This window comes from Mycolicibacterium gilvum, assembly GCF_900454025.1.
Lineage (GTDB): Bacteria > Actinomycetota > Actinomycetes > Mycobacteriales > Mycobacteriaceae > Mycobacterium > Mycobacterium gilvum.
The window spans coordinates 2,966,076-2,992,277 of record NZ_UGQM01000001.1 but is presented as its reverse complement, the minus strand read 5'-3'; the positions used below and the strand labels follow the sequence as shown (position 1 = coordinate 2,992,277).

Below are 26,202 nucleotides of genomic sequence, written 5' to 3'. Positions count from 1 at the left end.
TTATCGTCGACGACGCCCTGCGCCGGTGACCGCCGGGGTCTTAGGCTGCGACGGTGACCGCCGGGTGGACGACGAGCGCCGTGTCCTTCCCGTGCGACGGGGAGCAGATCGCGGGCGTTCTGTATCGCCCCGAGGGCGGTGCGCCCCCGTTCCCGTGTGTGGTGTTCGCCCACGGATTCTCCGGCACGATGGACTGGATCCTTCCCGACTTCGCGGCGGTGTTCTGTGCGGCCGGCCTGGCCGTGCTGACGTTCGACTACCGGGGATTCGGTTCGAGTGAGGGCACCCCACGGCAGATCGTGGACAGCGCGCGTCAGCTGGAGGACATCCGGGCCGCCCTCGACGTCGTCCGGAACCGCGCCGACGTCGACCCGGGGCGTATCGGTCTGTGGGGCACGTCGCTCGGCGGCAGCCACGTCCTGCAGATCGCGGCCGAGGACCCGCGGGTGGCCGCTGTGGTGGCCAACGTGCCGGCCCTCGACATGTACACCGGCCTGCGCGGTCGCCACCGATCGCCGGACTACCGTCCCGGGCCCGCGCAGATCGTCGTCGCGGTGGCCCGGCTTCTGAGCGCGGCGGTGGTCGACGAGGTGCGCGGCCGCCGCGGAAGATCTCCGCGCTACCTGCCCGTGTACGGGCGGCTGGGTCGCGCGTTCTTCGCCGATCCGGCACTGGCGCAACGGTTTCGCGCGGTCGAGGAGCAGGCACCGTCCTGGCGTAACGCGGTCGCCCCGAGGTTCCTGCTGCACGCGCCGCGATATCGCAACGGAACCATCGAGCGGGTGCGCTGCCCCGTCCTGGTGACGCTGGCCCTGACGACGCGGAGGTCTCCACACCGTTCGTGGAGCGAAAGGTGCGCCGCGGCAGGGACGTCGAGATCAGGACGTACCCCGCAGGACATTTCGACATGTACCACGGCGCGGTGCGCGACGAGGTCGCCCGCGATCAGCGGGAGTTCCTTACACGGCACCTGCAGCCCGACCGCGCAGCACGGAAGGACCGCTGATGACCGGAGCGACCACGGGGCGCCTGTCGCCCCACAACGTCAGGCGAGCGTTGCGCCTGGCGGGGATGCGGCCGCTGCCGAGCCGGCCTCTCCGGACGCCGATCGACCTCCGCGGCAAGCGGATCCTGCTGACCGGCGCCTCCTCGGGCATCGGCGAGCTGGCCGCCGAGAAGCTCGCGGCCCACGGCGCGCGGGTGATCGTCGTGGCCCGACGTGAACATCTGCTCGCCGACCTCGTCGACCGGATCACCGCCCGCGGAGGCGACGCGACCGCGATGCCGGTCAACCTGGCCGACCTCGACGCCGTCGACGATCTCGTACTCCGCGCCGGGCCCGTGGACATCCTGATCAACAACGCCGGACGGTCGATCCGCCGGCCCCTGCTCGAATCGCTGGATCGCTGGCACGATGTCGAGCGCACGATCGCGCTGAACTACTACGCGCCGCTGCGGTTGATCCGCGGCGTCGCGCCGCAGATGGTGGCGCGCGGCGACGGGCACATCATCAACGTGTCGAGCTGGCGGGTCATGCCGGAATCCTCGCCACTGTTCGGGGTGTACAACGCGTCCAAGGCGGCGTTGAGCGCCGTCAGCCGCGTCATCGACAACGAGCTCGCCGAATCCGGCGTGCAGTCGACCACCATCTACTACCCGCTGGTGGCCACCCCGATGATCGCTCCGACACGGGCCTACGACGGGCTGGCGGCGTTGAGCGCCGACGAGGCGGCGCAGTGGATGGTCGATGCCGCGCAGCGTCGTCCCGTCCGGATCGCGCCACGCAAGCTGATCCCGCTGCGCGCACTCGACGTCGTGTCGCCGCGACTGCTCAACGGCGTCATGAAGCGATCGACTCCCCAGCCGGCCCGCGCCGCCGATGCGCACTGACAGCGTCGGCTACCGGGACGAGAACCTCGGCGTCGGAGCCGTTCTCACCACCGCGGCGTTCTTCTGTGTCGCGCTGGTCGGCACCCTGGCCAAGGTGGGCGGCGACCACACCTCGACCGGCGTCCTGCTGTTGTTCCAGAACGCGGTCGGAGTCCTGTTCCTGCTGCCGGTCGTCTGTCGTGCCGACAGGCGGATGCTGCGTACCGACAGGATCTGGCTGCATGTGCTGCGCGCGGCCACGGGTACGGCCTGCTGGTATGCGTTGTTCTTCGCGATCACCCAGATCCCTCTGGCCAACGCGACGCTGCTGACCTACAGCGCACCGCTGTGGATGCCGCTGATCGCGTGGGCGGTGACCCGCCACCGCGTCGCGGCGCCGACGTGGCTCGGTGCGGGTATCGGTTTCGTCGGGATCCTGATGGTGCTTCAGCCTCAGGGGCACGGCTTCTCGGCCGGAGAGTTGTCCGCACTGGCGGGGGCACTGATGCTCGCGGTGGCGATGATGTCGGTCCGGTGGCTGGGAGCCACCGAGCCCGTCCTGAGGATCCTCTTCTACTACTTCCTGCTGTCGACGGTCATGTCGCTGCCGATCGCGATCGCCGACTGGCAACCGGTGGGGGCTGCCAGATGGCCGTGGCTCGCGGGACTCGGCTTCGCCCAACTGTTCTCGCAGGCGTTGATCGTGCTGGCCTACCGCTACGCCTCGGCCGAGAAACTGGGGCCGTTCATCTACACGGTGATCGTGTTCACCGCCGTCATCGACTGGATCGTCTGGGATCACCGGCCGACGCTGTCGACCTACATCGGAATGGCTCTGGTGGTGGGCGGCGGACTGTTCGCGATGCGCGCTAGGAGCCCTGCTGCAGTGTCCGGATGACCTGGGGCAGCGGTTCGGGGACGGTCGAGACCGCGCCGACGTCGACTCCGAGTTCGGACAGCAGCAGGCGTACATGCTGTTCGATCTCGTCGCGGATGGGACGTACGTCGTCGACACCGCGGCCGGCGGGATCGGCGAGTTCCCAATTCTCGTAACGCTTTCCAGGGATGTACGGACACTCGTCGCCGCAGCCCATGGTGACCACGACATCGACGGCCTCGACGATGTCGGTGCTCCAGCGGCGTGGCTGTTGTCCCGAGATGTCGATGCCCTTCTCGGCCATCGCGGCGACGGCGGCCGGATTCACGTGTGCGGCGGGTTCCGAGCCGGCCGAGTACACCGTCGCCCGGTCGGCGGCGAGATGTCTGAAGAATCCCATCGCCATCTGCGAGCGTCCCGCGTTGTGGGTGCACAGGAACAGGACTGCGGGTTTGCGGTCAGCCATCGGTGGCGTCCTCTCGTGGACGATTGTCGGAGCCGGCGTGAAAGCGCCTGCGCAGGAACAGCGATACGTAAACCAGAGCGACGAGGACGGGCACTTCGATCAGAGGGCCGACCACGCCGGCGAGTGCCTGGCCGGAGGTGGCGCCGTAGGTGGCGATGCAGACCGCGATGGCGAGTTCGAAGTTGTTCCCGGCGGCGGTGAACGCCAGCGTCGTGGTACGCCGGTAGCCCAGGCCGAGGGCCGCGCCCAGCAGATACCCGCCGCCCCACATGACGGCGAAGTAGACCAGCAGCGGCAGGGCGATGCGCGCGACGTCGAGCGGTCGGCTGGTGATCTGCTGGCCCTGCAGCGCGAAGAGGACGACGATGGTGAACAGCAGTCCGTAGAGCGCCCACGGGCCGATCCTGGGCAGGAACCGGGTCTCGTACCAGGTGCGGCCCTTGGCCTTCTCTCCGAGCCGCCGGGTCAGGTATCCCGCCAGCAGTGGGATACCGAGGAAGATGAGCACCGACTGGGCGATCTCCCACGGCGAGGCGTCGATCGACGCGGTCTCCAGCCCCAGCCATCCCGGCAGGACCGCCAGGTAGAACCACCCGAGCACGGCGAACATGACCACCTGGAACAGCGAGTTCAGCGCGACGAGCACGGCGGCGGCCTCCCTGTCGCCGCAGGCGAGGTCGTTCCAGATGATCACCATCGCGATGCAGCGGGCGAGGCCCACGATGATCAGTCCGGTGCGGTACTCGGGAAGATCGGGGACCAACAACCAGGCCAGCGCGAACATCAACGCCGGGCCCAGCACCCAGTTCAGCACCAGAGAGCTCACGAGGAGTCTCCGGTCGCCGGTGACCGTTCCGAGACGGTCGTACCGAACCTTGGCCAGCACCGGGTACATCATGACGAGCAGACCCACGGCGATGGGAATCGAAATGCCCTGCACCTGAGCGCTGTTGAGCGCGGTGTCGAAGCCCGGCACCATGCGGCCCAGAAGCAGGCCGGCGATCATGGCGGCGATGATCCACACCGGAAGGAATCGGTCGAGCGTCGAGAGTTTCCCGACGACGGCGTGGTCCGGTCCGGATTCGACCTGTTGGCTCACGCCGTGACGCCGTCGGCCGAGCAGCAGGTGCCGTCGGGCACGGCGCCCTCAGCGAGGATCGCCGGGGTGCGGCCGAAGGTCTCCGAGTCGGCGAGAACGGTGTAGACCTCCCACTTCTCCCCTGCCGGGCCGGTGACCCACACCTTGTCCTGGGTGGCGAAGCAGCACGTGGTGCCGATCTCCTCGTCGGTGAACAGACCTTCGGCGGTGAGCCTGGCGATCTCGGAGTGGACCAACTCGGCGGATTCGACCTCGACACCGAGATGGTTGAGAGTGCCCCCGTGGCCGGGGTTCTCGATGAGCACCAGCTTCAACGGCGGCTCGGCGACGGCGAAGTTCGCATATCCCGGTTTGACTTTCGCGGGGGCGACACCGAACAGTTTGGAGTAGAACGTGATGGCCTCGTCGAGGTCGTCGACATTGAGGGCGAGCTGGGCGCGTGACATGGCGTACTCCGTTACCTATGTGACGTATATCGAACTACTTGGACGGAAACCAGGATGGGCCGGTTTTCGATATATGTCAATAACCTGTGGCAGACTGGCCCCATGCCCAAGGCGCTCCCCGTGATGGACATCTCCGACCCCGTCTGCTGCTCGCCGGTGGCCGCAGGCCCGATCGGCGACGACGCCGCCCTTGAGATCGCGCTGAGACTCAAGGCACTCGCCGACCCCGCCCGGGTCAAGCTGGTGTCGCTGCTGTTCAGCTCTCCCGACGAAGAGTTGTGCAGCGGCGATCTCGCCGTGGCCGTCGGACTGTCGGAATCTACTGTCAGCCATCATCTTTCACATCTGCGCCGGGCGGGACTCGTCGAGTCCGCGCGGCGCGGCATGAACGTCTACCACCGCCCGCGCAGAGAGTCGCTCGTCGCGCTGTGCACGGTGCTCGACCCGAACTGCTGCCGCTGAGCCGATCACGCCGCGCGGCGTCGACCCTCACTGGTCGAGAGTGCGGTCGGGAACCTGCCCGTAGGTCTCGCGGTAGACCGTGGTGAACGGTCCGAGTCGCCAGAAGCCCCACTTCCGGGCGATGTCGGCGACGGTGCTCGTCTGCGGGTCGGCCATCGCGAGTTCGCGGTGCACATGCTCCAGCCGCACCCGTTGAAGACGCTGCAGCGGCGTGCAGTTCCGATGTCGGACGAACAACTCCTTCAGCGTCGGCCCCGACACCCGGGCTGCATGTGCCACGTCGGCCGGCGAGATGTCTCGGTGGGCGTTGTCGTCGATGAAGGCCGTGCCGCGGCGGAGCGCGTCGTAGTTGTCGGTCTCGCCGGGCGGGCGATCGGCGCCGGTGTGAGGGAACGCTGCGAGCATGCTCGCCGCCAGGTACCGGGTCGCGTTGCCCACCACCAGGGGTTCGACGACAGCCCTCGGATTGCTCATCAGACCGTGCCGAATGTGGTCGGCGACGTCGACGACGAGCTGGTTGGCAACGTCTGAGAACGGCGCCGTGCTGGTGAGGCGCACCGCGTCACTGCCGGGGTGATCGCCGGCGACCTGGCCGAGCGCCTCCCTGGGGACGCTGATCATGTGGTAGCGCGTCTTCTCCAGCCGGCCCGACGACGGGCTCTGGATGGCGCCGAATGCGATGGCCGTTCCGATCCCGTGCCGGCGCGTCGGCTGTCCGTGATGGGTTTCCTCGAACACTCCGGAAAGCATGCGGCACAACAGGATCTGCTCGGGCGCCTCCATGTCGTAGGTGAGGTCATAGGTGTACTCGACGTCGTCGACACCCATGCTCCCGGCGTAGTTGCGCCAGACCTGGATGCGGGTGGAGCGCGCGGGGGCGGCCGCCCTGATCCGGAACGTCGTGAACGCGGCGCTGATCTGCGCCTCGGCGTCGTCGATGTCGCGCGCGTCGATCAGGAGCGTGCCGGCGGTGGCGTCAGGCAATCGCTTCCGTCCCCTCCGGGCACTGCAGTGCCTCATACCTGCGTTGGAACCATCAGTATGGCGTGCGCGCAACCTTGAGACCAGAATCCCGACATATTCGACGACACGCGCCGAAACACTCTATTCCTGCTGGTGGCTCCGTCGGAAGGAACGATCGACGAGGAGCGACCCGCGGCCTATGTGCCATTCCTGGCAAATTCGCCGACTGACGTCTGCGTCATCGCTCAGAGGGACGCGTAGACCGCGGCTTCGAACGCGAGGATGGTCTCGACCATCGTGTCGTCGAAGAACGGCAGCAGCTGCGTCGCAATCACCCCGCCGATCCCGGCCGTGCGGTCGATCCAGAAGAAGCTGTTGAACAGCCCCGACCAGTCCCCCGAGCCTGCGCTGCGCATACCGGGCAGATCCACGTGGTAGAGGTGGAATCCGAGGCCCCAGCCCTGCGGCACGGGGAGCAGCTCGACGGCTTTGGCCAGCTCGGGGACGGTCGGCTCCATCTTCGTCGGCAACGGCGCCCCGTCCAGATGATCCCGCAGGGCGAGCTCCACGGTCTCCGCCTTCAAGATCCGGGTTCCGTCGAGCTCGCCGTCGTTGAGCCAGGCGCGGACGAATCGCCCGTAGTCGGCGACCGTCCCGTAGGACCCGTGGCCGGCTGCGTCCCATTGCGGCGCTTCGGGCAGGTCGAGGTCGGTCGGCGCCAGACTGCCGTCCGCTGCGCGCGAGTGGACCGGCAGCAGCCGCGCGCGTTGTTCGTCGCTGGGGGCGAAGGTGGAGTCCGTCATCCCGAGCGGACGGTAGACGTGCTCGGTGAGGTAGTCGCCGAGCGTCTGGCCGCTGACCGCCTCGACGACCATGCCGAGCCAGTCCGTGTTCACGCCGTATTCCCACACCGTGCCGGGATCGTGCACCAACGGGGCGCTGATGCTCTTTTTCATCCCCGAAAAGGGATCGGGAAAGCCGAATTCGGTGCAGTAGCGGTAGAGGTTTTCGTTCAGGAAGTGGTAGCCGCAGCCGGCGGTGTGGGTCATCAGCTGGCGCACGGTCGCCTGAGTTCTCGGTGCGCGTAACACCGGCGCGCCGTCGTCGAATCCTTCCAGCACCTGGAGTTCGCCGAACTCGGGCACGATCGACGACACCGGCGCATCAAGGTCCACGCGACCCTGCTCGACGAGTTGCAGCGCCCCGGTGGTGGCCACCGCCTTGGTCATCGACGCGTTGCGGAACATCGAGTTCGGCGTTGCGCTCCCGGACGCGCCCTCATACAGGACACCGTCGCGGCCGACCACGGTGGCGGCGACACCGTGCAGCGAGCCGTCGCCGGTCACGCGGTGCAGCAGATCGTCGATCCGCTCGAAACCCATCCCATACCTCCTTGCCGGTGAGGTACACAGTAACGACGACATCGAGCCCCGTGAGGTGATCCGTGACCGTGCCGGCCGGCAGAGCGACGACCCCGCGACGAGTGGTCCACGTCGGCACCGGAATGACGGGAAGCGCGGCGCTGCGCGCGATCATCGACGACCCTGCGCGGCAGACTCGCTGCTGAGGCGACGGCTCACGGGTCGTCGGGAGCACCGGCGTAGGGCGGACCCAGGAAGCGCAGGACCGCAGCCTTCTCGGCCTCCTCGTCGTGCATCGGCCAGTACCAGAGCGCGAGGAATACGCGGATGAGCCATTGAGCGGCCAGGGGGTCGGCATCGGCGGTGCCGACCATTTCAGCGGCCAGACGAGCGACGACGGGAGAGTCGATCAGCCACCCTGTGCCGGGAGGACCGGGCATCGACCGCATGACCTCTGCGAGGGGGGCGGCGCGCATGCGCTGCAGCGCGACGAGGGTGGCGGTGACGATGCGCTCGGAACCCTCAAGGCCTGCGATGGCCTGGCGGACCGAGTCGAGGACGTGTTCGGCCTGACGCTCCAGCACCACATCACGGATCGCCGACTTACCGCCGACATGGCGGTAGATCGTGGCCGGTGAACAGTGCACGGCGGCAGCCAGGGCGTCGATGCCGAACCCGTCGTAGCCGCGACGCGCCATCAGGTCGGCTGCGGCGACGTAGATCCGTTCCGCGCCCTCGCTGCGTCGATCCCGACCGATCAACCAGTCCGGTGTCGCTTTCGGCCGGTCGCCCGCGCGCGGCGAACTCATGGCATCTTTTTATCACCGTGAGAATCTTTCCGGCGGACTTCTCACCGTTGTGGCTGATGCGCGCCGTGCCCTGAGAACGGCCGCACCCTGTGGCGCCGGCCCCGCTCCGCAACCTCGGCGCAGACCGTTGACGCCGTTCCGAGACCAGGTACAGCCTCGGACCATGAGTGTGGTGAGCCCCCGCGAATTCTTCGGCGGTGCCGCGATCCAGGACCCCGCCCCCATGTACGACATGATGCGCGACCGAGCCGCGGTCAATCGGATCGGCGAGTCCCCGTTCTACGCCGTATGCGGCTGGGATGCGGTCCAGGAGGCGGTGAACCGTGTCGACGACTTCTCGTCGAACCTGACGGCGACCATGGTGTTCCACGATGACGGGACCGTCACACCGTTCGAGATGGGCGCGCTCGGCGGCCCGATGCACGCGCTGGCCACCGCGGACGACCCGCTGCACGCGTCACACCGGAAGCTGTTGCTGCCGCACCTGTCGGCGAAACGGATCCGGGTGATCGAGCAGTTCGCCGAGGTCACCGCGCACCGACTGTGGTCCGACGCGCTGGTCGACGGACACATCGAGTGGATGAGCGCCATCGCCAACCGAGTGCCGATGATGGTGGTCGCACGCCTGCTCGGGCTCCCGGAGGACGATGTCGACGAGTTGATCCGGTTGGGTTACGCGACCACCACCCTGCTCGACGGGATTGTCAGTGCGACCCAGTTGGAAGCCGCAGGGACGGCCGCGATGGAACTGGCCACCTACGTCCTGCAGCACTTCGAGAAGGCCACGGGCGACCCGCAACCAGGGCTGATGAGCGACCTTGCTTGGCGCACCCAGTCGGGCGAACTGGAACAGCTTTCGGCGCTGGCAATCATGCTCACCCTCTTCAGCGCAGCGGGCGAATCGACCGCGTCACTGCTCGGCAGTGCCGCGTGGATCCTGACCGATCGCCCCGCCGTGCAGGAGCAGCTCCGCGCAGATCCCGGATTGCTCGGAGCTTTCATCGAGGAGACGCTGCGGTTCGAGTCGCCGTTTCGCGGCCACTATCGGCATGTGGTCAGAGATACCGCCCTGGCCGGTGTCGAGCTGCCCGCCGATTCACGCCTGCTGCTGATGTGGGGGGCGGCCAATCGTGATCCCCGGCAGTTCAACAGCGCCAACGACTTTCGACTCGACCGCAGTTCGGCGAAGGGGCACGTCGCGTTCGGGAAGGGCGCGCATTTCTGTGTCGGCGCGGCCCTGGCCCGCTTGGAGGCGCGCATCGTCCTGGCAATGTTGCTCGAGCGGACCACGTGGATCGAGGCGGCCGACGTCGGCCCCTGGTTACCCAGCATCCTGGTGCGCCGACTCGAGCATCTCCGACTGAAGATTCGCTGACCCTGCCGCAAGTCTGAGTCGGTAAATTTGTCGGTGGTCGAATGTATGTTCGAATCATGTCGGGTGGGGATCTGCAGGCCAGGATCGCCGCATTGCGGGCGGCCTTCGATGACGTCGCTGCGGCGGAGATCGACCTGCTGACCCGTGCTGAGCTGGTTGCCGCTCTCGATGATCTGGAGGAGCTGTCCTGCCAGTTGCCGGCGGTCGGGCATCGGTTGTTGGCGCGTTTGCAGGTCGAGGCGACGCCGCAGCAGCTGGGTGCGAAGTCGTGGTCGGAGGTGTTGCGGGTGCGGTGGCGGATCTCGACCACCGAAGCCAATCGCCGGCTGACCGAGGCGGGGCTGTTGGCGCCGCGTCCGTCGCTGACGGGTCCGGCGCTGCCGCCGCAGTTGGCGGCGACCGCGATCGCCCAGGCCCGCGGGTTGATCAACGCCGAGCATGTCGCGGTCATCCGCAAAGCGGTCAAGAAGCTGCCGGGCTGGGTGGATGTCGCGACCCGCGAGCAGTTCGAGGTCAACCTGGTCCGCACCGCTGTCGGCAACGGACCCAAAGAACTCAGAGACGCCGCCGAGCTGACCCTGTTCCTGCTGGATCAGGACGGGCCCGAACCCGACGACACCGAGCGCGCCCGCAAACGCGGCCTGACGAAAGGTAAACAGCGCCCCGACGGGATGATCGACCTGGTCGGCACCCTGACCCCCGAAGCCTGGGCAGTATTAGAAGTGATCTTCGCCAAGTACGCCGCGCCCGGCATGTGCAACCCGGCCGATCCCGAACCCTGCACCGCGGGCACACCCACCCAGGCGCAGATCGACAACGATCAGCGCAGCCTGGCTCAACGCCAGCACGACGCGCTCGTCGCGGTGGGGCGGATCGCGTTGATGAGCGGCGAACTCGGACAGTTGAACGGGCTGCCGGTGTCGATCATCATTCGCACCACGCTGCAAGACCTGGAATCGCGGGCCGGGGTTGGTACGACCGGTGGCGGCACCGTCGTACCGATTAAAGATGTGATCCGGATGGCCGGGCACGCCAACCACTACCTCGCCGTCTTCGACCGCGCGACCGGCTCGGCGCTGGATCTGTTCCGCACCCGACGTGTCGCGTCCCCGGCGCAACGGGTCATGCTGATCGCCCGCGACGGCGGCTGCACCAAGCCGTGCTGCACCGTCGGCGCCTACGGCTGCCAGGTTCATCACGCCGAGGCCGATTACGCCCACGGCGGCAACACCAACATCGATGCACTCGGCCTGGCCTGCGGGCCTGACAACCGCTCGGTCACCGACGGCGGCTGGACCACAAGGATGAACGACCGCTGCGAAGTCGAATGGATCCCCCCACCCGATTTGGACACAGGACAGGCCCAGGTCAACAACTATCACCGGCCCGATCGACTCCTGGCACCACCCGACGACCCGGAACCACCCCACCGAACCCGCAGCACGGAAACCGAACCCGTCGAGGACCTGGCGATCGGCGACCCGGAAGCGCAGGCGCCACGGCCCGCCGATGACCCCGGCGAACCCGGCGGACCCGCACCACCCGAAGGTGAGGCCGCCTGAGGTCTCCTCCCTCGACCTACCGTGGATGCTCGCGAATGCGTTCAGCAATTGCGCGTGTCGGCGCCGGTGATGCGTTAGCGTCGCGCAACGGGGTTTGCGGGTCGAGGCAGGAGCACGATGGGTTCTGGCCGCTGGCGGCTTGTGACGAGGCTGCCCATCGCCCTGCCGGCCGCGGCGTGCATCGGTCTCGCGGTACTGCTCGCGGTAGACCGCGGCGGCTCTGCGGTACCGCTCATCGACGACATCACGATCCTCGGCCTGTCCACCTATGCGACCGTGTGCGCCGTCCTGGCCGCCCTCTCGGCGGCTGGGCGCATGCGCACCGCGTGGGCGATCATGGCCGCGGCGCTGGGCTCCTGGGCGGTCGCAGACCTTATCTGGCTGCTGTGCGATTACGTCCTGCATATCGAGCCGTTCCCGTCGCCGGCCGATCTGTTCTATCTGGCGTTCAGCGTTCTGGCCGTCCCCGGCCTGCTGGCCATGGCCCCGTTCGATGCGCTGGCAAGGAGGCAGGCGAAGATCCGCATCACGCTCGACGGGATCACCGTCGCGCTGTGTGTGTTCCTGTTGGCCTGGCTGCTGGCGCTGAACACCGTCTACGAGACCTACCGCGACGACACGCTGACCCTCGCTCTGGCGCTGTTGTATCCGGCCGCCGACATCGTGATCCTCGCCGTGTCCGTCGCCGTACTCGCCCGCGTCGACACTCGCCAGCGGGCGACGCTCGGGCTGCTGGTCGTCGCCTTCGCCGTCATGGCAGTCACCGACAGCACGTTCGCCTACGGGGTCGCCGAGGACAGCTACACGACCGGCAGCATCATCGACGTCGGATGGGCCGTCTCGTCGGCGATGATCGGCATGGCGGCGCTCGTCAGCCGGCGGACACCACCGCCGCGCCCGGCGACGCTCTCGGTGCCGTCGGGCACCGCCCTGTGGGCACCGTACTTGCCTCTGCTGGTGGCGGGGATAGTTGTGCCTCCGCTGGTGACGACGGGCCTGGAACGGTACGTCGCCCCCGCCATCGTCATCACGGTCTGCCTGCGTCAGTTCTTCGCCGCCTGGGAGAACCGGCAGTGGCTCAAGGCCGCAGCCGAGCGTTCCCTGCGGGACCCGTTGACCGGGTTGGCGAACGGCACGCTGTTCCACGACCGACTGAGGCACGCGATGATGCTGCATGCGCGCGGCGACCGGTCGGTGATGGTGGTGTCGCTGGACCTCGACGACTTCGCGTTCGTCAACGACAACCTCGGCCACCCGGCCGCGGATCGACTGCTGGTGCACGCCGGCCGGCGGATCGCGGCGTGTGTGCAGCCCGGTGACACCGTGGGCCGCGTCGCCGGTGACGAGTTCGCGCTGCTGCTGGAGGGCGACGTCCACGATTCCCAACGGGTGCTGCAGCGAGTCGTCGCGACGTTCGACGAACCATTCGACGTCGATGGGGAACCAGTCACCATCCGGTGCAGCGTCGGGGTCGCCGTCGCGTTCGCCGACGAGCCGGAGGTCACCCCGGAGACGATGCTCAAGCGGGCAGACATCGCGGTGCGGGTCGCCAAACGATCCCACTTCCCCAGGGTCCGCTTCTTCGAAGACGACATCGAGGACGACTTCGAAGACGACATGGCGACGATCGATTCCGACGCCGCGCAGGGCGGTGACCGCAGCACAGATCGCGTGGCCCTTACGGGCGCGGCGAAGGTCCGCCTGCTGAGCGAGTTGCGCCGCGCTGTTGATCAGGGCGATCTGGAACTCGCGTACCAACCCAAGGTCGACCTGGTCAGCGGGCAGGTCGTCGGCGTGGAGGCGCTGTTGCGGTGGCCGCATCCCGAACTGGGCCTGCTGTATCCGGGCACGTTCATGCCGCTGGTCCGTGAGCACAAGCTCATTCGGCCGGTGACAGATCTGGTGATCGACAAGGTGCTGGACGACGCGGCGCGGTGGGTAGGCACTGGAGCGCCGATACCGGTCGCGGTCAATCTGTTCGCTCCGTCGCTGATCGACGCCCGGCTGCCGGCGACGCTGCGCGCGGCTCTCGAGCGTCGCGGTCTACCCGCCGATTTGTTGACCGTCGAGATCACCGAGGACCTCGTGATCAACGATCTGGAACGGGTCACCGCCGTCCTCGGGCAGCTCCGCGACCACGGAATACGGGTGTCTATCGACGATTTCGGCAGTGGCTATTCGGCACTGTCGTACCTACGCGACCTGTTGATCGACGAAATCAAGCTCGACCGCAGCTTCATCGCAGCGGTCACGACCGACCCGCGCGCGGCCGTGGTGGTGCGCGCCATCATCGAACTCACCCACGGTCTCGGCATGACTGTGGTCGCCGAAGGGATCGAAGAGGCGGCGACGGCGAACTGGTTGCGCGACAGTGGATGCGACATCGGCCAGGGCTTCTATTTCGGCAAGCCCGTCGACCCCGCCGATGTCCCCAGCCTTGGCCGACTCGCAGTAGGGCCGTCTTAGCGGTGCGGTCAGAGTCGGTCGAGGTGCTCCACCCGATCACACGGCGCCAGATCCGTTGTCAGTCGAACGTCACCACTACCTTGCCTGCACCACCCGGGGTATCGGCCAGCTCCAGCGCGTCGTGGACCTTGTCGAAAGGGATGGTGTGGCTGACGATCAGCGCGTACTTCTCCCAGTTCTCCACCAGATCCTCGGTGACCTGGAAGATCTCCTCGGGATAACCCATGGAGCCGACGATGGTGATCTCGTTGCTCATGATGCCGGCGAAATCGACCGGAACCGGTTCTTTGTGCACCCCGACGACGCCCAGGATGGCACCGGCCTTCGCTGCGGCGAGCGCGGTGGTGACCACCGCGCCTGCACCGGCGGCGTCCAGGTAGATGTCGGTGCCTGCCTTTCCGGGCCACATCGCTTCACCTTCGCCGTGCAACTCGATGAGACGGGCGACGACATCTTCTTCCGAGGAGTCGATGACGGCGTCGGCTCCGATTTGGAGGGCCTTGGCCAGACGCGACGCTACGATGTCGACCACCACGACGTGACGCACCCCGAGCGCTTTGAACGCCAGCGTCGCACCCAATCCGATCGGCCCGGCTCCGAACACGACGACCTGGTGTTCCGGCCGGGGTCGGCACCGATTGACCCCATGCCGGGCGACGGCCATCGGTTCGTTGAGCGCTGCCACCTCCCACGGAATGTGCTTGGGAATGACCTCCAGGCTCTTGCCGCGCTGCGCGTTCTCGATCAGCAGATAGTCGGCCAAAGCGCCAGTGGCCCCGCCATTTCCGATGATTCCGCTGGGAGCCGCCATCGGGTTGATCACCACGTGATCTCCGACATCCACGCCTGTGACCGCGGCTCCGACTTCGACAACCTCACCTGCGGGCTCATGCCCCAGCGGGGTGTGTCCCTGGCGCGGCGGGATGCCGCCGATGGTGATGTAGAACGCGTCGGAGCCACAGATTCCGCACGCACGCATGCGCACAAGCACATCGTCGGGACCGCACTGCGGCCGGGTGATGTCGATGACCTCGGTGGAGCCAGGACCGGTGACGATGGTGGACTTCACGCGTCTTCCAATTCGATGTCGAAGGTGCCGAGATACTCGGCGAAGACCGGCGTGAGCTCCTCCACGCTCAACCCGTACTGATCGAGGCTGTACGAGCTGTGCCCGAGCAAGCCCTGAGGGTGCTCGGCAAGCCAGCTCTGCATCCGGGTTTCGGTGTCCGGGGTGAGCGGATCGCCTGCCCAGTCGTACAGGCGACGCATGACGTCCATCGGGTCGCGCATCATCTCGTGGTAGTACATGTCGAAGAAGCGATCATCGCCAATCCGCTCGCGAGTGCGCAGCGGGCGCTCGACATGTTGCCGCATCTGGTCTTTGAGATTGGCGCCCCATTCGGTGGTGGTCATCGCTTCGGGATTCAGAACCATGCTCTTCGGCAACGTGAGCAGGTTGCCCAATGAGCCTGTCGCCTTGTACGGGTCACGGTGCGCCCAGATCAGTCGGGCGTCGGGAAAGACCGTCAGCAGGGCCTCGATGTGCACCGAGTGCGAGGGCATCTTCAGGCTCCAGGTACCCGGCGCTTTCGACTGCAGCACTTGCAGATACCGCTTCTGGTATTCGTAAGCGCTGATCATGTCGGCATCGTTGAGCAGCCATTCGGCGTAGCGCGGGGTGGCCATGAAGGCATCCCACGAGAGACCCTTGAAGTCCTGGTTGTGGATGAACATGCACTCGGTCGGTCCGTCCGCATCCTCCCAGTGCGGTATCGGCATCTTCGCCGCCTTCACCATGTCCAGGATCAGCTTCTGCTCGCCCAACAGGGCGACACAGCGCGGGTCGCTGCGCAGCGTGTCGGTGGTCGCGGGCGGTACCGGATTCAGGCACTCCCAGTGCAAGAGCGACCGCCGCTTCGGATCGGCGGCGAGCAGGTAACTGATGACAGTGGTACCCGTGCGCGGCATTCCGAGGGTGACCAACGGACGCTCCACCGGCACCTCGAGCACTTCTGGGTGCTGCTGAATGTAGTCGTGAACCTGCAGACGGCGCGCGAGTGCCTTGGTGGCGTCGTCGATGATCCGCGCCCGGCCGGTTTCGGTGAAAGCCGGACAGTTGTTGACTTCGTCCAAGACGATCGCCAGGCCCTCACGCCAACTGTCACCGTCGACATCGGACAGCCCGGTGCGTTGCGCCGCCAGCCTGAGGACGTCGTCAGGCGTAGCGATGTCGTCGAATTCACCCATATTGCTTGCCCTTTCAGACGGTCAGGTAGCCGCCGTCGACGGCGATCGTGGTACCGGTGATGTAGCGGGCGGCATCGCTGGACAGAAACAGCACCGCCGGGGAGACCTCGTCGGGCATCCCCATGCGGCCCATCGGGGTGTGACGCATCTCGGGTTCGAGCATCTCGGGGATGTCGAGCACCGGATGGGTCATCCGGGTGTCGATCAGGCCGGGAGCGACGGCGTTGACGCGCACTCCGTCATCGACCCAGCGGCGGGCGAGATTCTTCGTGAAGGCCACCATGCCGGCCTTCGACGAACTGTAGGCCGGGACGTTGACCGCCGAGACGAAGGCCGACATCGACACGATGGTGACCACGCTCGCTCCACCGGGAGCTGCACTGGCTCTGAGCCTTTCGTGACAGCCCATCGTCAGCCGCATGTGAGCGAACATGTTGACGGCGACCGATCCGGCATAGCCGTCGGGATCCCATTCGTCCTTCTGGCCGGCGTATGGTCCGCCCGCGTTGTTGACCAGAACGTCGAGGTCCCCGAGAGAGTCCGCGAGGGCATCGATGGCGTCGTTATCCGACATCTGGCACTGCCGAAACCGCAGCCCCGCAAGGTCTATTTCGGGGTAGTCGGCTGCAGTGCTGCGGGTTCCGGTCACAGTGACCTTTGCACCGGCTGTGGCGAAGTCGGTGGCGATGGCGTGGCCGATACCGCTGGTGCCGCCGGTGACGAGCACGTTGGTGCCGGTGAAATCGAAGCTGAGCTTGTTCATCGAGTATTTCTCAATTCGTTGATCGATTTGGTGAACCACGCTCGTTCCCAGAAGTTCTCGGTGCGCGCCAGCAGTGCCTCGTGGGCGTCGATCGCCACCTCGCGACCCGCGGGGTTTCCGGGGTTCGCGGCGAGCACCAGATCGGTGAGGTGTAACGCCTCGACGGGGCGCGCCGCGGCCAGATGCGCCCGCGCAGCGTCCAGCAGTGGTTCGACGCCCGCGGCGGCCACCACGTCGACGGCGATCGAATTTGGGCTGACACCGAACAGCTCGGTGGTGGATTGATGTCGGAACCAACCCGCGTACATCTCCCAGATGGCACGCACGTTCCACGAGGTCTTGCCGTAACCCTCACCGACGTCGAGATGGTCTGGGATCTTCACCTCACGCATCGCCGTGTGCACGTCCGCTCCGGAGTTCATCAGCTCAGCGGTGCGATCGTGGACCGCCTGCATCGCGTCGCGCATGGCCGTGACCTCCTCGGCGATGCGGTCGGCCCCGACGATCGGGTCGAAGTGTCCGGTGATGAGGGTGTCGGGGTGGTAGTCGAGCACGGTGTTCAGAGACTCGATGTACAGAACAGGGTCCCGATAGCGGTCGCCTCGGATTGTCATCAGGTTCGGCACGTGCCCGAACAGAGGCCCGAAGAGATTGCCGGTGAACAGTATTCGATCCTCCGGCAGCCAGGCGACCAGGGAATCGGTGGTCTCGCCACCCGGTGTCCATGCCAACTCGAAGCGGCGCCCACCGACATCGAATCTGTGGTGTCGGTCGAATGTGATGGTGGGTTCGGGAAACGAGAAGTCGATCGAGCCGGCGTCGATGACCTTGAGATGTTCCATGACGGCGTCGGAGAACTTCTGGAATGCGAACGCCGTCTTCGGCACGCGGTACCCCATCAACAGGGAATTGTCGTCGCGCCAATAGTGGTAATTGCGGTGCATCACCACATCGGTGCCGGCCTCCCGCAGTTCGTTGACCGCGCCCCAGTGGTCTGCATGACCCTGGGTGATGACGATCACGCGCGTCGGCCCCGCGATGTCGGCGAAGGCCCTCTTGCGGAGATACCCCTCGAAGACCAAGCCCGCGTTGATGATCACTCGTCCGTCGTCGGTGGCTACCGCATAGGAGTTGGAGACGCCGGGCGACATCCAGACGTCATTGCCCAGCGGGACGGCGGGAGTGTCGGTGGCTGCTGCGAGGTGGTCCGCTCCCGGGCGTTGGCGGTGGATGCCTGCCATACATTCTCTTCCTTTAGAGGTCTAGAGCTGATCCTCTAAGGCCATAGAGGTAAAGTCAATAGGTCTGTGCGCCCACCAGAAGGGATCTGCCATGGGACTTCGCGGATTGACCGGGAAGGTCGCCGTCGTGGCCGGCGGCGCAACCGGATTGGGTGCCGCCACGGCTACCCGCCTGGGCGAGGAAGGCTGTCGGGTGGTCGTCGGTGACCTATCCGAAGACGCAGCGGCCGAGACTGCTCGGCGCATCACCGAGGCAGGCGGAACAGCGGCCCACGTCGTCTTCGACCTGGCCGATCCCCCCTCGGTGGCCGCCCTGTTCACCTCAGCCGTCGACGCCTTCAGCGATGTCGACCTGCTCTTCAATGTCGGCGCCGACATGTCGACGATTCGGTTCGACAGCGACGTGGTCGACATCGACCTGGACGTGTGGGACCGGGTGATGACGGTGAACCTGCGCGGCTATGCGGCAGCGCTGAAGTACGCGATCCCGGTCATGCTGGAGGGTGGTGGAGGCGCGATCGTCAACATGTCGTCGGCGGCCGCATTCCAGGGAGAGCCTGCACGCCCGGCTTATGCCACGGCCAAAGCGGGCATCGGCGCGCTCACCCGTCACGTCGCCTCCCGGTGGGGAAAAGACGGAATCCGTTGCAACGCAGTGGCTCCTGGATTCACAGCGACCGATGCCATCCGCGCCGCTCCGCAGTGGCCGGAATTGGAGGCGGGCGCATTACGGCGGATTCGCGGTCCGAGGGTCGGAGCACCGTCGGACGTTGCCGGCTTGGTCGCCTTTCTGCTGTCCGACGAGGGAGAGTGGATCAACGGTCAAGTCGTCAACATCGACGGCGGTACAGTATTGCGCTGACCAGAGCAGGTGCCCATGACTACTTCCCCACCCCGCAAGCGGGACGGCGACCAGCGCCGCCGCGAGTTGTGTGACGCAGGAATTCAGGTACTGGCCGAGCACGGCTCCCGCGGCCTGACCCACGCGCAGGTCGACCGATGCGCCAAGGTGCCCGACGGCACCGCCTCGTACTACTTCCGCACCCGCGCCGCGCTGTTGCGTGGAGTCGGCGACCGAGTCGCCCAGATCGATGTGGCCAACCTCCGGTCGCTGGCCGACCGCCCCCACGATCCCCGCGCGCCTTTCGCGCATCTGGCGGAACTGACGCTCATGCAGGCCCACGGCCGCGGGCTGATGCTCAACCGTGCGCGCCACGAACTGCTGCTCAACGCCGCTCGCGACCCCGAATTGTCCGGACCTGCCCAAGGACTCGTCAGCGAGGTGATCGCGCTGACTCGCACCGCCATTGCCCGGCTGCAGCCCCGTATCACCGACCCCGACCTGTTGGACGCGCAAACCTCGGCAGTCACGACCTTCATCGCCGGGGTATTTCTCCGCTTCGTCGCCGGCGACCAGACCTTCAACGATCCCGGCAAGCTGTCACGGCAACTTCAGGCCATCGCCGACGCCGCGGCTCACGAATTCGGTGAGAACAACTGAGTGCCCTTTCGCCCATAACCTGCATCAAGCCGCGCGCCCTCCGGTGCGCACTTGCGCACAGGCACTCTCGAACAACGCCCATTCCGCAGGAGTCGGCCGGATCCCCGCGTCGCGGACCGCCGAGTCGCTGACGGTTGGACTCGGAAGTCCGTCGGCATCGATCAGCGCGACGAGGCCGTCGATTCGCCCCATCGGGCTGTCCTCATAGCTCTGATATACCCTTTTCTTCAGCCATGATTGAGCTTCCTTCACTCCAGATTCGGTGTCGAGCGGCGGCGCCGTGATGAGGCCGCCGCACTGGCGAAACTGTTCCTCGTAGCGGTCCTCCCAGAACTCGATGCGCCAGCTTGGCCACAATCGCGGTAGCCAGCGCAGGAGCCCGGGAACCGGATTGGTCACCCACAGGCCGAGGGTCTTGTCGGGCACGTTGATGTGAACGCCACTCTCGGGCACGGTCCCCAACTGCAGGGACCGCGCTCCGACACCGGGCAACCTGTCGAGCACCTGTGGACCATGCCACGCGGCACTACTGCCCCACCACAGCGGCCATGCCCGCATCCGATCGATACCATTGTCGACCGTGACGAGATGATGCAAGCGGTCGGTATCTTCGGCCAGAATCAGTTCTGGTTCAGAAGGACTGTCGCGCAACATGACCGGCGCACCCACATATTCGACGAGTTCCGCCGTCGCACCGTAAGCCCAAGAGATCGAGTAGCCCGGCCAGAGGATCTTCAGCATCTCGAAGACCGCGCGTCGTTCGTTCATTGTCGTCATGAGTTCTTCGCCGAAAAACAGCAGCCGGTGTTCGACGAGGTCCAGGAGCAGGCCGCCGTCGGAAAACAATTCGTCGGTCCAGAAGTCGCTGGTTTCCTGGGCAAGGATGTAGCGGGCAGCCATCTCCGGCCCTGCAAGAATGGCGTCGAGCATTCGGCATCCCGCCCAGTGCGCGTAGCGCAGCTGCCAGCCGCTTTCATTCACCAACACGATGTTCGCCCGATTCCCCACGATGTCCCCCTGCCGGATATGCACCGCCGAGATGGCAGCGCTTCTAACCGGCAGTATTCGCCTGCACTCTGACAACCCGACTCCATGAACGCGTCGACGGTGAGCCATCCGCAGATCATGCGGAGTGGCGTCGACATTGGTCACCCGCAGGACCAGTCTGGTGCCGGCGGGCACCTGCAGCGCGCCCGGCCGCACCCGCATGCCGTCCAGCGCGATATCGACGGTGCGGGTCTGGCCGGAAGCCGGCTGATCGACCGCGATCTGATGTCCCGAATCGGCCAGCACGACGGCAAGAATCACCGCGAAGACCCCAGCGGCGAGACCCACGACGGTGCCGGACCCGCGTGGTGGATCAGGCGCGGGAGGTGCTGGTCGAGTTGCCGTCGCACGATTGAGCGAACCCATAACCGACGTTCCTTTGGTCTCGCCCCGCCGCGGTCAGAGCTTGGTCAGCCGCAACCGCCAAGCCTCCGGGCCGCGCTCCTGGTAGTCGACGCGGATCCGGCCGCCGGTGCGGTCGTGTAGCTGCTGCAGCAGCGGGATGGGGTCGTGATGGGCCACCAGGATCAACGCGTGGCCCGCCTCGACCGCATCGAAGGCACCGAAAACCGTTGCGTGCCTGATGGAGTGCGGCACCTCCCGGACATCGAGCACCGGATCACCGGTATCGGCGGCGCCGCAGCCACAGGCGTGACCGGCTGCGTCGGCGTGTGCCTGGTGGCCGAGCAGTTCGTGCATCCCATGGGTCACCTCGGCCAGCGAGACACCGGGGTCAGCGGCCACCAACGGCAGGATCCGATCGTTCTCGTCGGCCAGGTGCGCATCGAATATGACCCGAAGCGCTTCGGCCGCGGCGGCGGCACGAAGCCCGGAGGGCTCACTGCGAATTCGCTCCGCCAGCACCCCGATGACACGGTGCGCGGCGATCATCGACTCGATCAGCGGCCGGGCCCGATCGTCTCGGGCCGCGGCCGGGTACAGCGCGTCCTCCTCTGCGACGGCGTGCGGCAGCAGTTCCTCGCTGACGAACCTCACTGTTGCCGCCCGGGTTGCCTCGACATCGCCTCCGCGTTCGGCCGCTGCCAGCATCGCCTCGGTGAGCGCGGCAAGGCTTCCGGCGAGTTGGGCGTGGTGGCTCTTGATGGTCTCGACCGCCTCGGCGTCGGCAGCTGTTGACGAGACGATGACCTCGTTGACTGACATTGCGGCCTCCTTGTTCGACGCATTACGGGGCTTGCCGTCCCGCTGCTGGCCTCAGGACCTTCAATTTACTACAGTTAATTCCGTGAATAAAGAGGGACTGGTTCTGGGCCCGCACCCGACCCGCACCGTCGCCGGCTATCCGCCGCTGTCGCGACAACGCCTCTGTGTACTCGACTACGTCCGCACGCACGCGCCCGTGCGGATCACCGCCGTGGCCGCCGCACTCGATCTGCACCCCAACACGGTGCGCGAGCACCTCGACGCACTGACCCGGCACGGCCTCGCCGAACGCGTCACCGAAACCCCCAGCAAGCGTGGACGTCCCGCAGCGCTGTACCGTCCATCCGCGGCCGATCCCGCGATACCCGCGCAGGACTACGCCGGGTTGGCCACGGCACTGGCCGGTCACATCGCCCGCACCAGCACGCAGCCCGAACGCGACGCCCGGGCAGCCGGAGCCTCCTGGGGGCATGAGCTGTGCGACGACACCGTCACCACCGACGATCCGCGTGCGGCGGTGCTCACCGTGCTGGCCCGCCTGGGCTTCGGACCCGACGCCGATGGTCCTGACGGAAGCATCGCCCTGCGCAGCTGCCCCCTCCTCGAGGCGGCGCGCCGATACCCCGCCATCGTCTGCCAGGTCCACCTGGGCATCGTCGAGGGCGTGCTCGAACGGTTCGGCGCGGTCACCGACACCGCACCCGAACTGGTCGCCTTCGCCGAGCCCGGGGCATGCCGGCTGTTCCTTCCCGATCCCGTTGTCCCCGAAAGGAATCGGCCATGACACACCCCGGCATCCCCGCCCGGGCACTGCTGCTGATCCCGGGTGGCCTGGCTCTGCTGATCGGACTGAACTCCGCGCTCACCCTCCTCGACCTACCCGCCCCGGTGACCATCACCCGCCTGGCCGAGGTGCACGGCGTGCTGTTGGTGCTCGGCTTCGTGGGCACCGTGGTGGCCCTGGAACGCGCTGTGGCCGCGGGCAGGACACTGGGTTACCTGGCCCCGGCGGCGCTGGGCGTGGGCGGAGTCCTGCTCGCGACACCAGCGCCTCCGTCATTCGCCAACGCCCTGCTGCTCGTCGGCACCGCCGGGCTACTCGGACTGTATGTCCCGCTGTGGCGGCGATCGACAGACATCGCGGTGCTCATTCAAGCCGGCGGCGCCCTGCTGGCCACCGGTGCCGCCCTGCTGTGGCTGGTCGACATCGGAGTGCCGACGCTGATTCCGTGGCTGTCCGGATTCCTGATTCTGACGATCGCGGGTGAACGCCTCGAACTCGCCCGCGTCATCGCGCTGCCCGTACGCACCGAGTTGACCCTGGCCGCCGTAGCGGCCGCCCAAATGGCCGGTGCGTTGGCCACGCTGCTCTGGCCGACCGTCGGCTACCCGTTGCTGGGGGCTGCCCTGCTGGCTTTGACCGGCTGGCTGGCCTGGCATGACATCGCGCGGCGCACTGTGCGCGCCACCGCCTTACCGCGATACATGGCGGTGTGCCTGCTGGCCGGCTACACCTGGCTGTTGGTGCCCGCGGTCATCTGGTTGCTCAGCGGTCAGGTCATCAGCGGACGCGGCTACGACGCCGTCGTGCACGCGGTAATGCTCGGCTTCGTGATGTCGATGATCATGGCGCACGCACCGGTCATCATGCCGGCCGTGCTACGCCGCCCGCTGCCCTACACGCCGCTGATGTACGGGCCGGTGGTGCTGCTGCACACGTCACTGCTACTGCGTATTGCCGTCGGCGATGCCCGTGACGTCTCCGCCGTAGTGCAGATCGGCGGCGTCCTCAATATTGTTGCCGTACTTGGCTTCATCGCCGTCGCGGTGTTCTCGGCCGCCCGGTCGACGGTGAACCGACAAGAACGGGTGGCCGCATGAAGCGTTCCAATTGGCACCTGCGCGCCGGTTCGGTGGTCCTCGGGTGGCTCGTCGCCTTGGTCATGGCGGCGATTGCACATCCGTACATCGCGCTGTCGAACTGGCTTCTGATACACCTGCTCGGTCTGGGTGCTGCCAGCAACGCCATCCTGATCTGAAGCCGGCATTTCGCCGACGCGTTGCTGCGGCGCAGTCCGGACCCGCCCTACCCGGGCCAGGTGATTCGGCTGCTGGCGTTCAACATCGGCGCGGTCACCGTCATCACCGGAATGCTGGGTGGTTGGTGGCCGGTGGTGTTGGCGGGTGGCGTGCTGGTCGCGGCGGTCGCTGCGGTGCATGCCGGCGACCTGATGCGGTTCCTGCGCGCGGCACTACCCGCCCGATTCAGTATCACCGTGCACTACTACGTCGCGGCGGCGGCGTGTCTGGCCGTGGGCGCCGGACTCGGTGTCGCCATGGCCAACTCGGCGCTGCCGGGAATCCTGGCTGAGCGATTTCGCACCGCCCACGCGGTACTGAACCTGTTCGGCTGGGTCGGCCTGACGGTGTTGGGCACCCTGGTCACGTTGTGGCCGACCATGTTGCGCACCCGGATGGCCGACGGGGTCGAACGAGCCGCACGCCGAGGCCTCCCCGCCCTGGTGCTGAGCGTGGCCGTCGCGGTGGCGGGCGCGATTCTGGGGTCGTCACGGGTCGTCGGTGTCGGCGCACTCAGCTTCCTGACCGCGGTCGGATTCGTGTTGTGGCCGCACATCGACGAGGTTCGACGCAAGAGGCCTGCCGACTTCCCCACCCTGTCGGTGCTGTGCGGCGTCGTGTGGTTGGCGGGGTCACTGGGCTACCTCAGCGTCGGACTGCTGACCGCACCGAACTCGATGGCGGCCGCAACCGTCACTGCGGCGGCCGGCCCCGCCCTGCTGGCCGGTTTCCTGGTGCAGGTTCTGTTCGGCTCCCTGGCGTACCTGATCCCGATGGTCGTGGGCGGTCGAGCCTCCGCGCTGGCGGCCACCGCCGAACTCGAACGCGGTGCGCCCTGGCGGCTCAGCGTGGCCAACTTCGGCCTGCTGATATGTGTGCTGCCCGTCCCCAACCTGGTTCGTGTCGCGGTCTCCGCGCTGGTGCTGGTGGCCTACGGGGCGTTCCTGCCACTGTTGGTGCGTGCAGTCTGGCTGGCTCAGCGCAACACCGGTGTGCGCTCGACACCTGGCCGACTGGACCCGCCCCCGCTGCGACAACGGCTCGGAATCGCCGCCGCGGGATTCGGTGTCGTCATCCTGACGGCCGCCGCCGGGGTGGCCGCCGACCCCGCGACCCTCGGAATCGGCTCCGCGCCAACGGTTACGGCGGCACCGACCGGTCACACCACCGAAGTACGGGTTCGGGTCGACGGCATGCGCTACGTGCCCGACACGATCACCGTCCCCGCCGGGGATCGCCTGCGGATCACGTTCCACAACACCGGGACCGATCGACATGATCTGGTGCTGGCCAACGGCGCCCGCACCGACCGAGTCGCACCGGGCGTCACAGCGGTGCTCGACGCCGGTGTCATCGGCTCCGATCTCGCGGGATGGTGCTCGATCGCCGGGCACCGGCAGATGGGTATGACCTTGACCATCAAGGCGATCGGAACCCCACCGGTGAGCGGTCACGAGCATGAGCTACCGGGCCATGGCCCGGACCCGTCGCTGACCGCAACCGACATCGCCCGTAGCCTCGGCGGCCGGCCCGGCCCCGGATTCGCCGCACGCGACCCGAAGCTCTCCGCCGCGGAGACTGCCGAGCACCGAGTGACCCTGACGGTCAGCGAGGTCGAACGCGAGGTCTCCCCCGGCATCACGCAGCGGCTGTGGACCTTCGGCGGCAGCGCGCCCGGACCCACCCTGCGGGGAAGGGTCGGCGACGTCTTCGAGATCACCCTGATCAATGACGGCACGATCGGCCACTCGATCGACTTCCACGCCGGATCGCTGGCGCCCGATCGACCCATGCGCACCATTGAACCCGGCGCACAGCTGGTCTATCGGTTCACCGCTACACGGGCCGGTGTCTGGCTCTACCACTGCGCCACCATGCCGATGTCGGTACACATCGCCAACGGAATGTTCGGTGCCGTCGTCATCGATCCGCCGGACCTGTCGACGGTGGATCGCGAGTACCTGATGGTGCAGTCCGAGTTCTATCTGGGCGCCGACGGCGGTGAGGTCGACGCCGATAAAGTCGCCGCCGACACCCCAGATCTGGTGGTGTTCAACGGCTACGCCCAGCAGTACGACCACGCCCCGCTGACCGCCCGGGTGGGCGAACGGGTCCGGATCTGGGTGTTGGCCGCCGGGCCCAACCGTGGCTCCGCGTTTCATGTCGTCGGTGGACAGTTCGACACGGTGTGGGCCGAGGGCGCCTATCGGCTCAGGCCTGGAGCCGGCGGCTCCCAGACGCTGGGACTGTTCCCCGCGCAGGGCGGCTTCGTCGAGCTGAGCTTCCCCGAACCCGGCAACTACCCCTTCGTGTCGCACGCGATGGTCGACGCGGAGCGGGGTGCCCATGGCGAGATCGCTGTGGGCAACTGACGCACAGAAATATCCGAACTCCGCGACGTCCGC

The 26,202-nt window shown here is 67.0% G+C and carries 25 protein-coding genes and 1 pseudogene; 14 read left to right on the top strand and 12 right to left on the bottom strand.

The window, feature by feature from the left end; translation table 11 throughout:
* Positions 1-53 precede the first annotated feature (53 nt).
* The 3 genes and pseudogenes from DYE23_RS14215 to DYE23_RS14205 form a co-directional block, all read left to right on the top strand.
* A pseudogene (locus tag DYE23_RS14215) lies at positions 54-767 on the top strand (alpha/beta hydrolase); the annotation flags it as partial.
* A 262-nt stretch (positions 768-1,029) separates the two neighbouring features.
* Positions 1,030-1,890, top strand: a complete 861-nt coding sequence (locus tag DYE23_RS14210) for an SDR family oxidoreductase (protein WP_372516318.1) — start codon at positions 1,030-1,032, stop codon at positions 1,888-1,890.
* Complete coding sequence (locus DYE23_RS14205; RefSeq protein WP_115327450.1) at positions 1,880-2,767, top strand: DMT family transporter; 888 nt, start codon at positions 1,880-1,882, stop codon at positions 2,765-2,767. The genes DYE23_RS14210 and DYE23_RS14205 overlap by 11 nt, the downstream gene beginning before the upstream one ends.
* Here the strand turns inward: DYE23_RS14205 and DYE23_RS14200 are convergent.
* From DYE23_RS14200 to DYE23_RS14190, 3 genes are read right to left on the bottom strand one after another with little or no spacing between them, the layout of a single operon-like run.
* A complete protein-coding gene (locus tag DYE23_RS14200; RefSeq protein ID WP_115327449.1) occupies positions 2,739-3,212 on the bottom strand; it encodes an arsenate reductase ArsC in 474 nt (157 codons plus the stop codon). The two genes, DYE23_RS14205 and DYE23_RS14200, sit on opposite strands and share 29 nt — an antisense overlap.
* A complete protein-coding gene (gene arsB, locus DYE23_RS14195) occupies positions 3,205-4,311 on the bottom strand; it encodes an ACR3 family arsenite efflux transporter (protein ID WP_011894328.1) in 1,107 nt (368 codons plus the stop codon). Before arsB ends, DYE23_RS14200 begins: the two co-directional genes overlap by 8 nt.
* Complete coding sequence (locus tag DYE23_RS14190) at positions 4,308-4,757, bottom strand: ArsI/CadI family heavy metal resistance metalloenzyme (protein WP_011894329.1); 450 nt, start codon at positions 4,755-4,757, stop codon at positions 4,308-4,310. Before DYE23_RS14190 ends, arsB begins: the two co-directional genes overlap by 4 nt.
* A gap of 102 nt (positions 4,758-4,859) precedes the next feature.
* Between DYE23_RS14190 and DYE23_RS14185 the strand changes: the two genes are divergently transcribed.
* A complete protein-coding gene (locus tag DYE23_RS14185) occupies positions 4,860-5,219 on the top strand; it encodes an Rv2640c family ArsR-like transcriptional regulator (protein ID WP_041787902.1) in 360 nt (119 codons plus the stop codon).
* 27 nt (positions 5,220-5,246) lie between these two features.
* Here DYE23_RS14185 and DYE23_RS14180 read toward each other — a convergent pair whose 3' ends face one another.
* Positions 5,247-6,203 carry a helix-turn-helix transcriptional regulator gene (locus DYE23_RS14180; RefSeq protein WP_235660400.1) on the bottom strand — a complete coding sequence of 319 codons (957 nt, stop codon included), beginning with the start codon at positions 6,201-6,203 and terminating at the stop codon, positions 5,247-5,249.
* 224 nt (positions 6,204-6,427) lie between these two features.
* Positions 6,428-7,564 carry a serine hydrolase domain-containing protein gene (locus DYE23_RS14175; protein WP_013471732.1) on the bottom strand — a complete coding sequence of 379 codons (1,137 nt, stop codon included), beginning with the start codon at positions 7,562-7,564 and terminating at the stop codon, positions 6,428-6,430.
* A gap of 62 nt (positions 7,565-7,626) precedes the next feature.
* Between DYE23_RS14175 and DYE23_RS31750 the strand changes: the two genes are divergently transcribed.
* Positions 7,627-7,749, top strand: a complete 123-nt coding sequence (locus DYE23_RS31750; RefSeq protein ID WP_255207395.1) for a hypothetical protein — start codon at positions 7,627-7,629, stop codon at positions 7,747-7,749.
* A gap of 9 nt (positions 7,750-7,758) precedes the next feature.
* Here the strand turns inward: DYE23_RS31750 and DYE23_RS14170 are convergent, their stop codons facing one another.
* A complete protein-coding gene (locus tag DYE23_RS14170; protein WP_011894333.1) occupies positions 7,759-8,352 on the bottom strand; it encodes a TetR/AcrR family transcriptional regulator in 594 nt (197 codons plus the stop codon).
* Positions 8,353-8,515: 163 nt separating this feature from the next.
* Here DYE23_RS14170 and DYE23_RS14165 point away from each other — a divergent pair, with 163 nt between their 5' ends.
* From DYE23_RS14165 to DYE23_RS14155, 3 genes are all read left to right on the top strand, one after another.
* A complete protein-coding gene (locus DYE23_RS14165; protein ID WP_115327448.1) occupies positions 8,516-9,727 on the top strand; it encodes a cytochrome P450 in 1,212 nt (403 codons plus the stop codon).
* A gap of 41 nt (positions 9,728-9,768) precedes the next feature.
* Positions 9,769-11,289 carry an HNH endonuclease signature motif containing protein gene (locus DYE23_RS14160; protein ID WP_115327447.1) on the top strand — a complete coding sequence of 507 codons (1,521 nt, stop codon included), beginning with the start codon at positions 9,769-9,771 and terminating at the stop codon, positions 11,287-11,289.
* Between the two features lie 117 nt (positions 11,290-11,406).
* Positions 11,407-13,755: a putative bifunctional diguanylate cyclase/phosphodiesterase gene (locus DYE23_RS14155; RefSeq protein ID WP_115327446.1), complete on the top strand. Its 2,349-nt coding sequence runs from the start codon at positions 11,407-11,409 to the stop codon at positions 13,753-13,755.
* Positions 13,756-13,813: 58 nt separating this feature from the next.
* Here DYE23_RS14155 and DYE23_RS14150 read toward each other — a convergent pair whose 3' ends face one another.
* Genes DYE23_RS14150 through DYE23_RS14135 form a run of 4 tightly spaced genes read right to left on the bottom strand, consistent with a single transcriptional unit; the run spans position 13,814 to position 18,006 of the window.
* On the bottom strand, positions 13,814-14,824 hold the full coding sequence (locus DYE23_RS14150; protein WP_011894338.1) for a zinc-dependent alcohol dehydrogenase: 1,011 nt from the start codon (positions 14,822-14,824) through the stop codon (positions 13,814-13,816).
* Positions 14,821-16,002 (bottom strand): sulfotransferase family protein, encoded by a 1,182-nt coding sequence (locus tag DYE23_RS14145; RefSeq protein ID WP_011894339.1) that lies wholly within the window; start codon positions 16,000-16,002, stop codon positions 14,821-14,823. Before DYE23_RS14145 ends, DYE23_RS14150 begins: the two co-directional genes overlap by 4 nt.
* Positions 16,003-16,015: 13 nt before the next feature.
* A complete protein-coding gene (locus DYE23_RS14140) occupies positions 16,016-16,765 on the bottom strand; it encodes an SDR family NAD(P)-dependent oxidoreductase (protein WP_013471736.1) in 750 nt (249 codons plus the stop codon).
* Positions 16,762-18,006, bottom strand: a complete 1,245-nt coding sequence (locus DYE23_RS14135; RefSeq protein ID WP_115327445.1) for an alkyl sulfatase dimerization domain-containing protein — start codon at positions 18,004-18,006, stop codon at positions 16,762-16,764. The genes DYE23_RS14140 and DYE23_RS14135 overlap by 4 nt, the downstream gene beginning before the upstream one ends.
* Positions 18,007-18,097: 91 nt before the next feature.
* Here DYE23_RS14135 and DYE23_RS14130 point away from each other — a divergent pair, with 91 nt between their 5' ends.
* Both DYE23_RS14130 and DYE23_RS14125 read left to right on the top strand, forming a co-directional pair.
* Positions 18,098-18,868, top strand: a complete 771-nt coding sequence (locus tag DYE23_RS14130) for an SDR family NAD(P)-dependent oxidoreductase (protein ID WP_099961741.1) — start codon at positions 18,098-18,100, stop codon at positions 18,866-18,868.
* A gap of 15 nt (positions 18,869-18,883) precedes the next feature.
* Positions 18,884-19,507: a TetR/AcrR family transcriptional regulator gene (locus tag DYE23_RS14125; protein ID WP_115328964.1), complete on the top strand. Its 624-nt coding sequence runs from the start codon at positions 18,884-18,886 to the stop codon at positions 19,505-19,507.
* 24 nt (positions 19,508-19,531) lie between these two features.
* Here the strand turns inward: DYE23_RS14125 and DYE23_RS14120 are convergent, their stop codons facing one another.
* The gene (locus DYE23_RS14120) at positions 19,532-20,815 is read right to left on the bottom strand and encodes a hypothetical protein (protein ID WP_235660399.1); all 1,284 of its coding nucleotides are present in this window, start codon (positions 20,813-20,815) and stop codon (positions 19,532-19,534) included.
* A 138-nt stretch (positions 20,816-20,953) separates the two neighbouring features.
* Positions 20,954-21,718, bottom strand: a complete 765-nt coding sequence (locus DYE23_RS14115; RefSeq protein WP_099961742.1) for a DUF2249 domain-containing protein — start codon at positions 21,716-21,718, stop codon at positions 20,954-20,956.
* A gap of 82 nt (positions 21,719-21,800) precedes the next feature.
* On the opposite strand from DYE23_RS14115, the gene DYE23_RS14110 reads away from it, so the two are divergent.
* From DYE23_RS14110 to DYE23_RS14100, 4 genes are read left to right on the top strand one after another with little or no spacing between them, the layout of a single operon-like run.
* Positions 21,801-22,502 carry a helix-turn-helix transcriptional regulator gene (locus DYE23_RS14110; protein WP_115327444.1) on the top strand — a complete coding sequence of 234 codons (702 nt, stop codon included), beginning with the start codon at positions 21,801-21,803 and terminating at the stop codon, positions 22,500-22,502.
* On the top strand, positions 22,499-23,599 hold the full coding sequence (locus DYE23_RS14105; RefSeq protein ID WP_099961744.1) for a DUF8744 domain-containing protein: 1,101 nt from the start codon (positions 22,499-22,501) through the stop codon (positions 23,597-23,599). The genes DYE23_RS14110 and DYE23_RS14105 overlap by 4 nt, the downstream gene beginning before the upstream one ends.
* Positions 23,596-23,757: a hypothetical protein gene (locus tag DYE23_RS31405; RefSeq protein ID WP_235660397.1), complete on the top strand. Its 162-nt coding sequence runs from the start codon at positions 23,596-23,598 to the stop codon at positions 23,755-23,757. Before DYE23_RS14105 ends, DYE23_RS31405 begins: the two co-directional genes overlap by 4 nt.
* A 60-nt stretch (positions 23,758-23,817) precedes the next feature.
* A complete protein-coding gene (locus tag DYE23_RS14100; protein ID WP_235660393.1) occupies positions 23,818-26,169 on the top strand; it encodes a multicopper oxidase domain-containing protein in 2,352 nt (783 codons plus the stop codon).
* Positions 26,170-26,202: the final 33 nt, after the last annotated feature.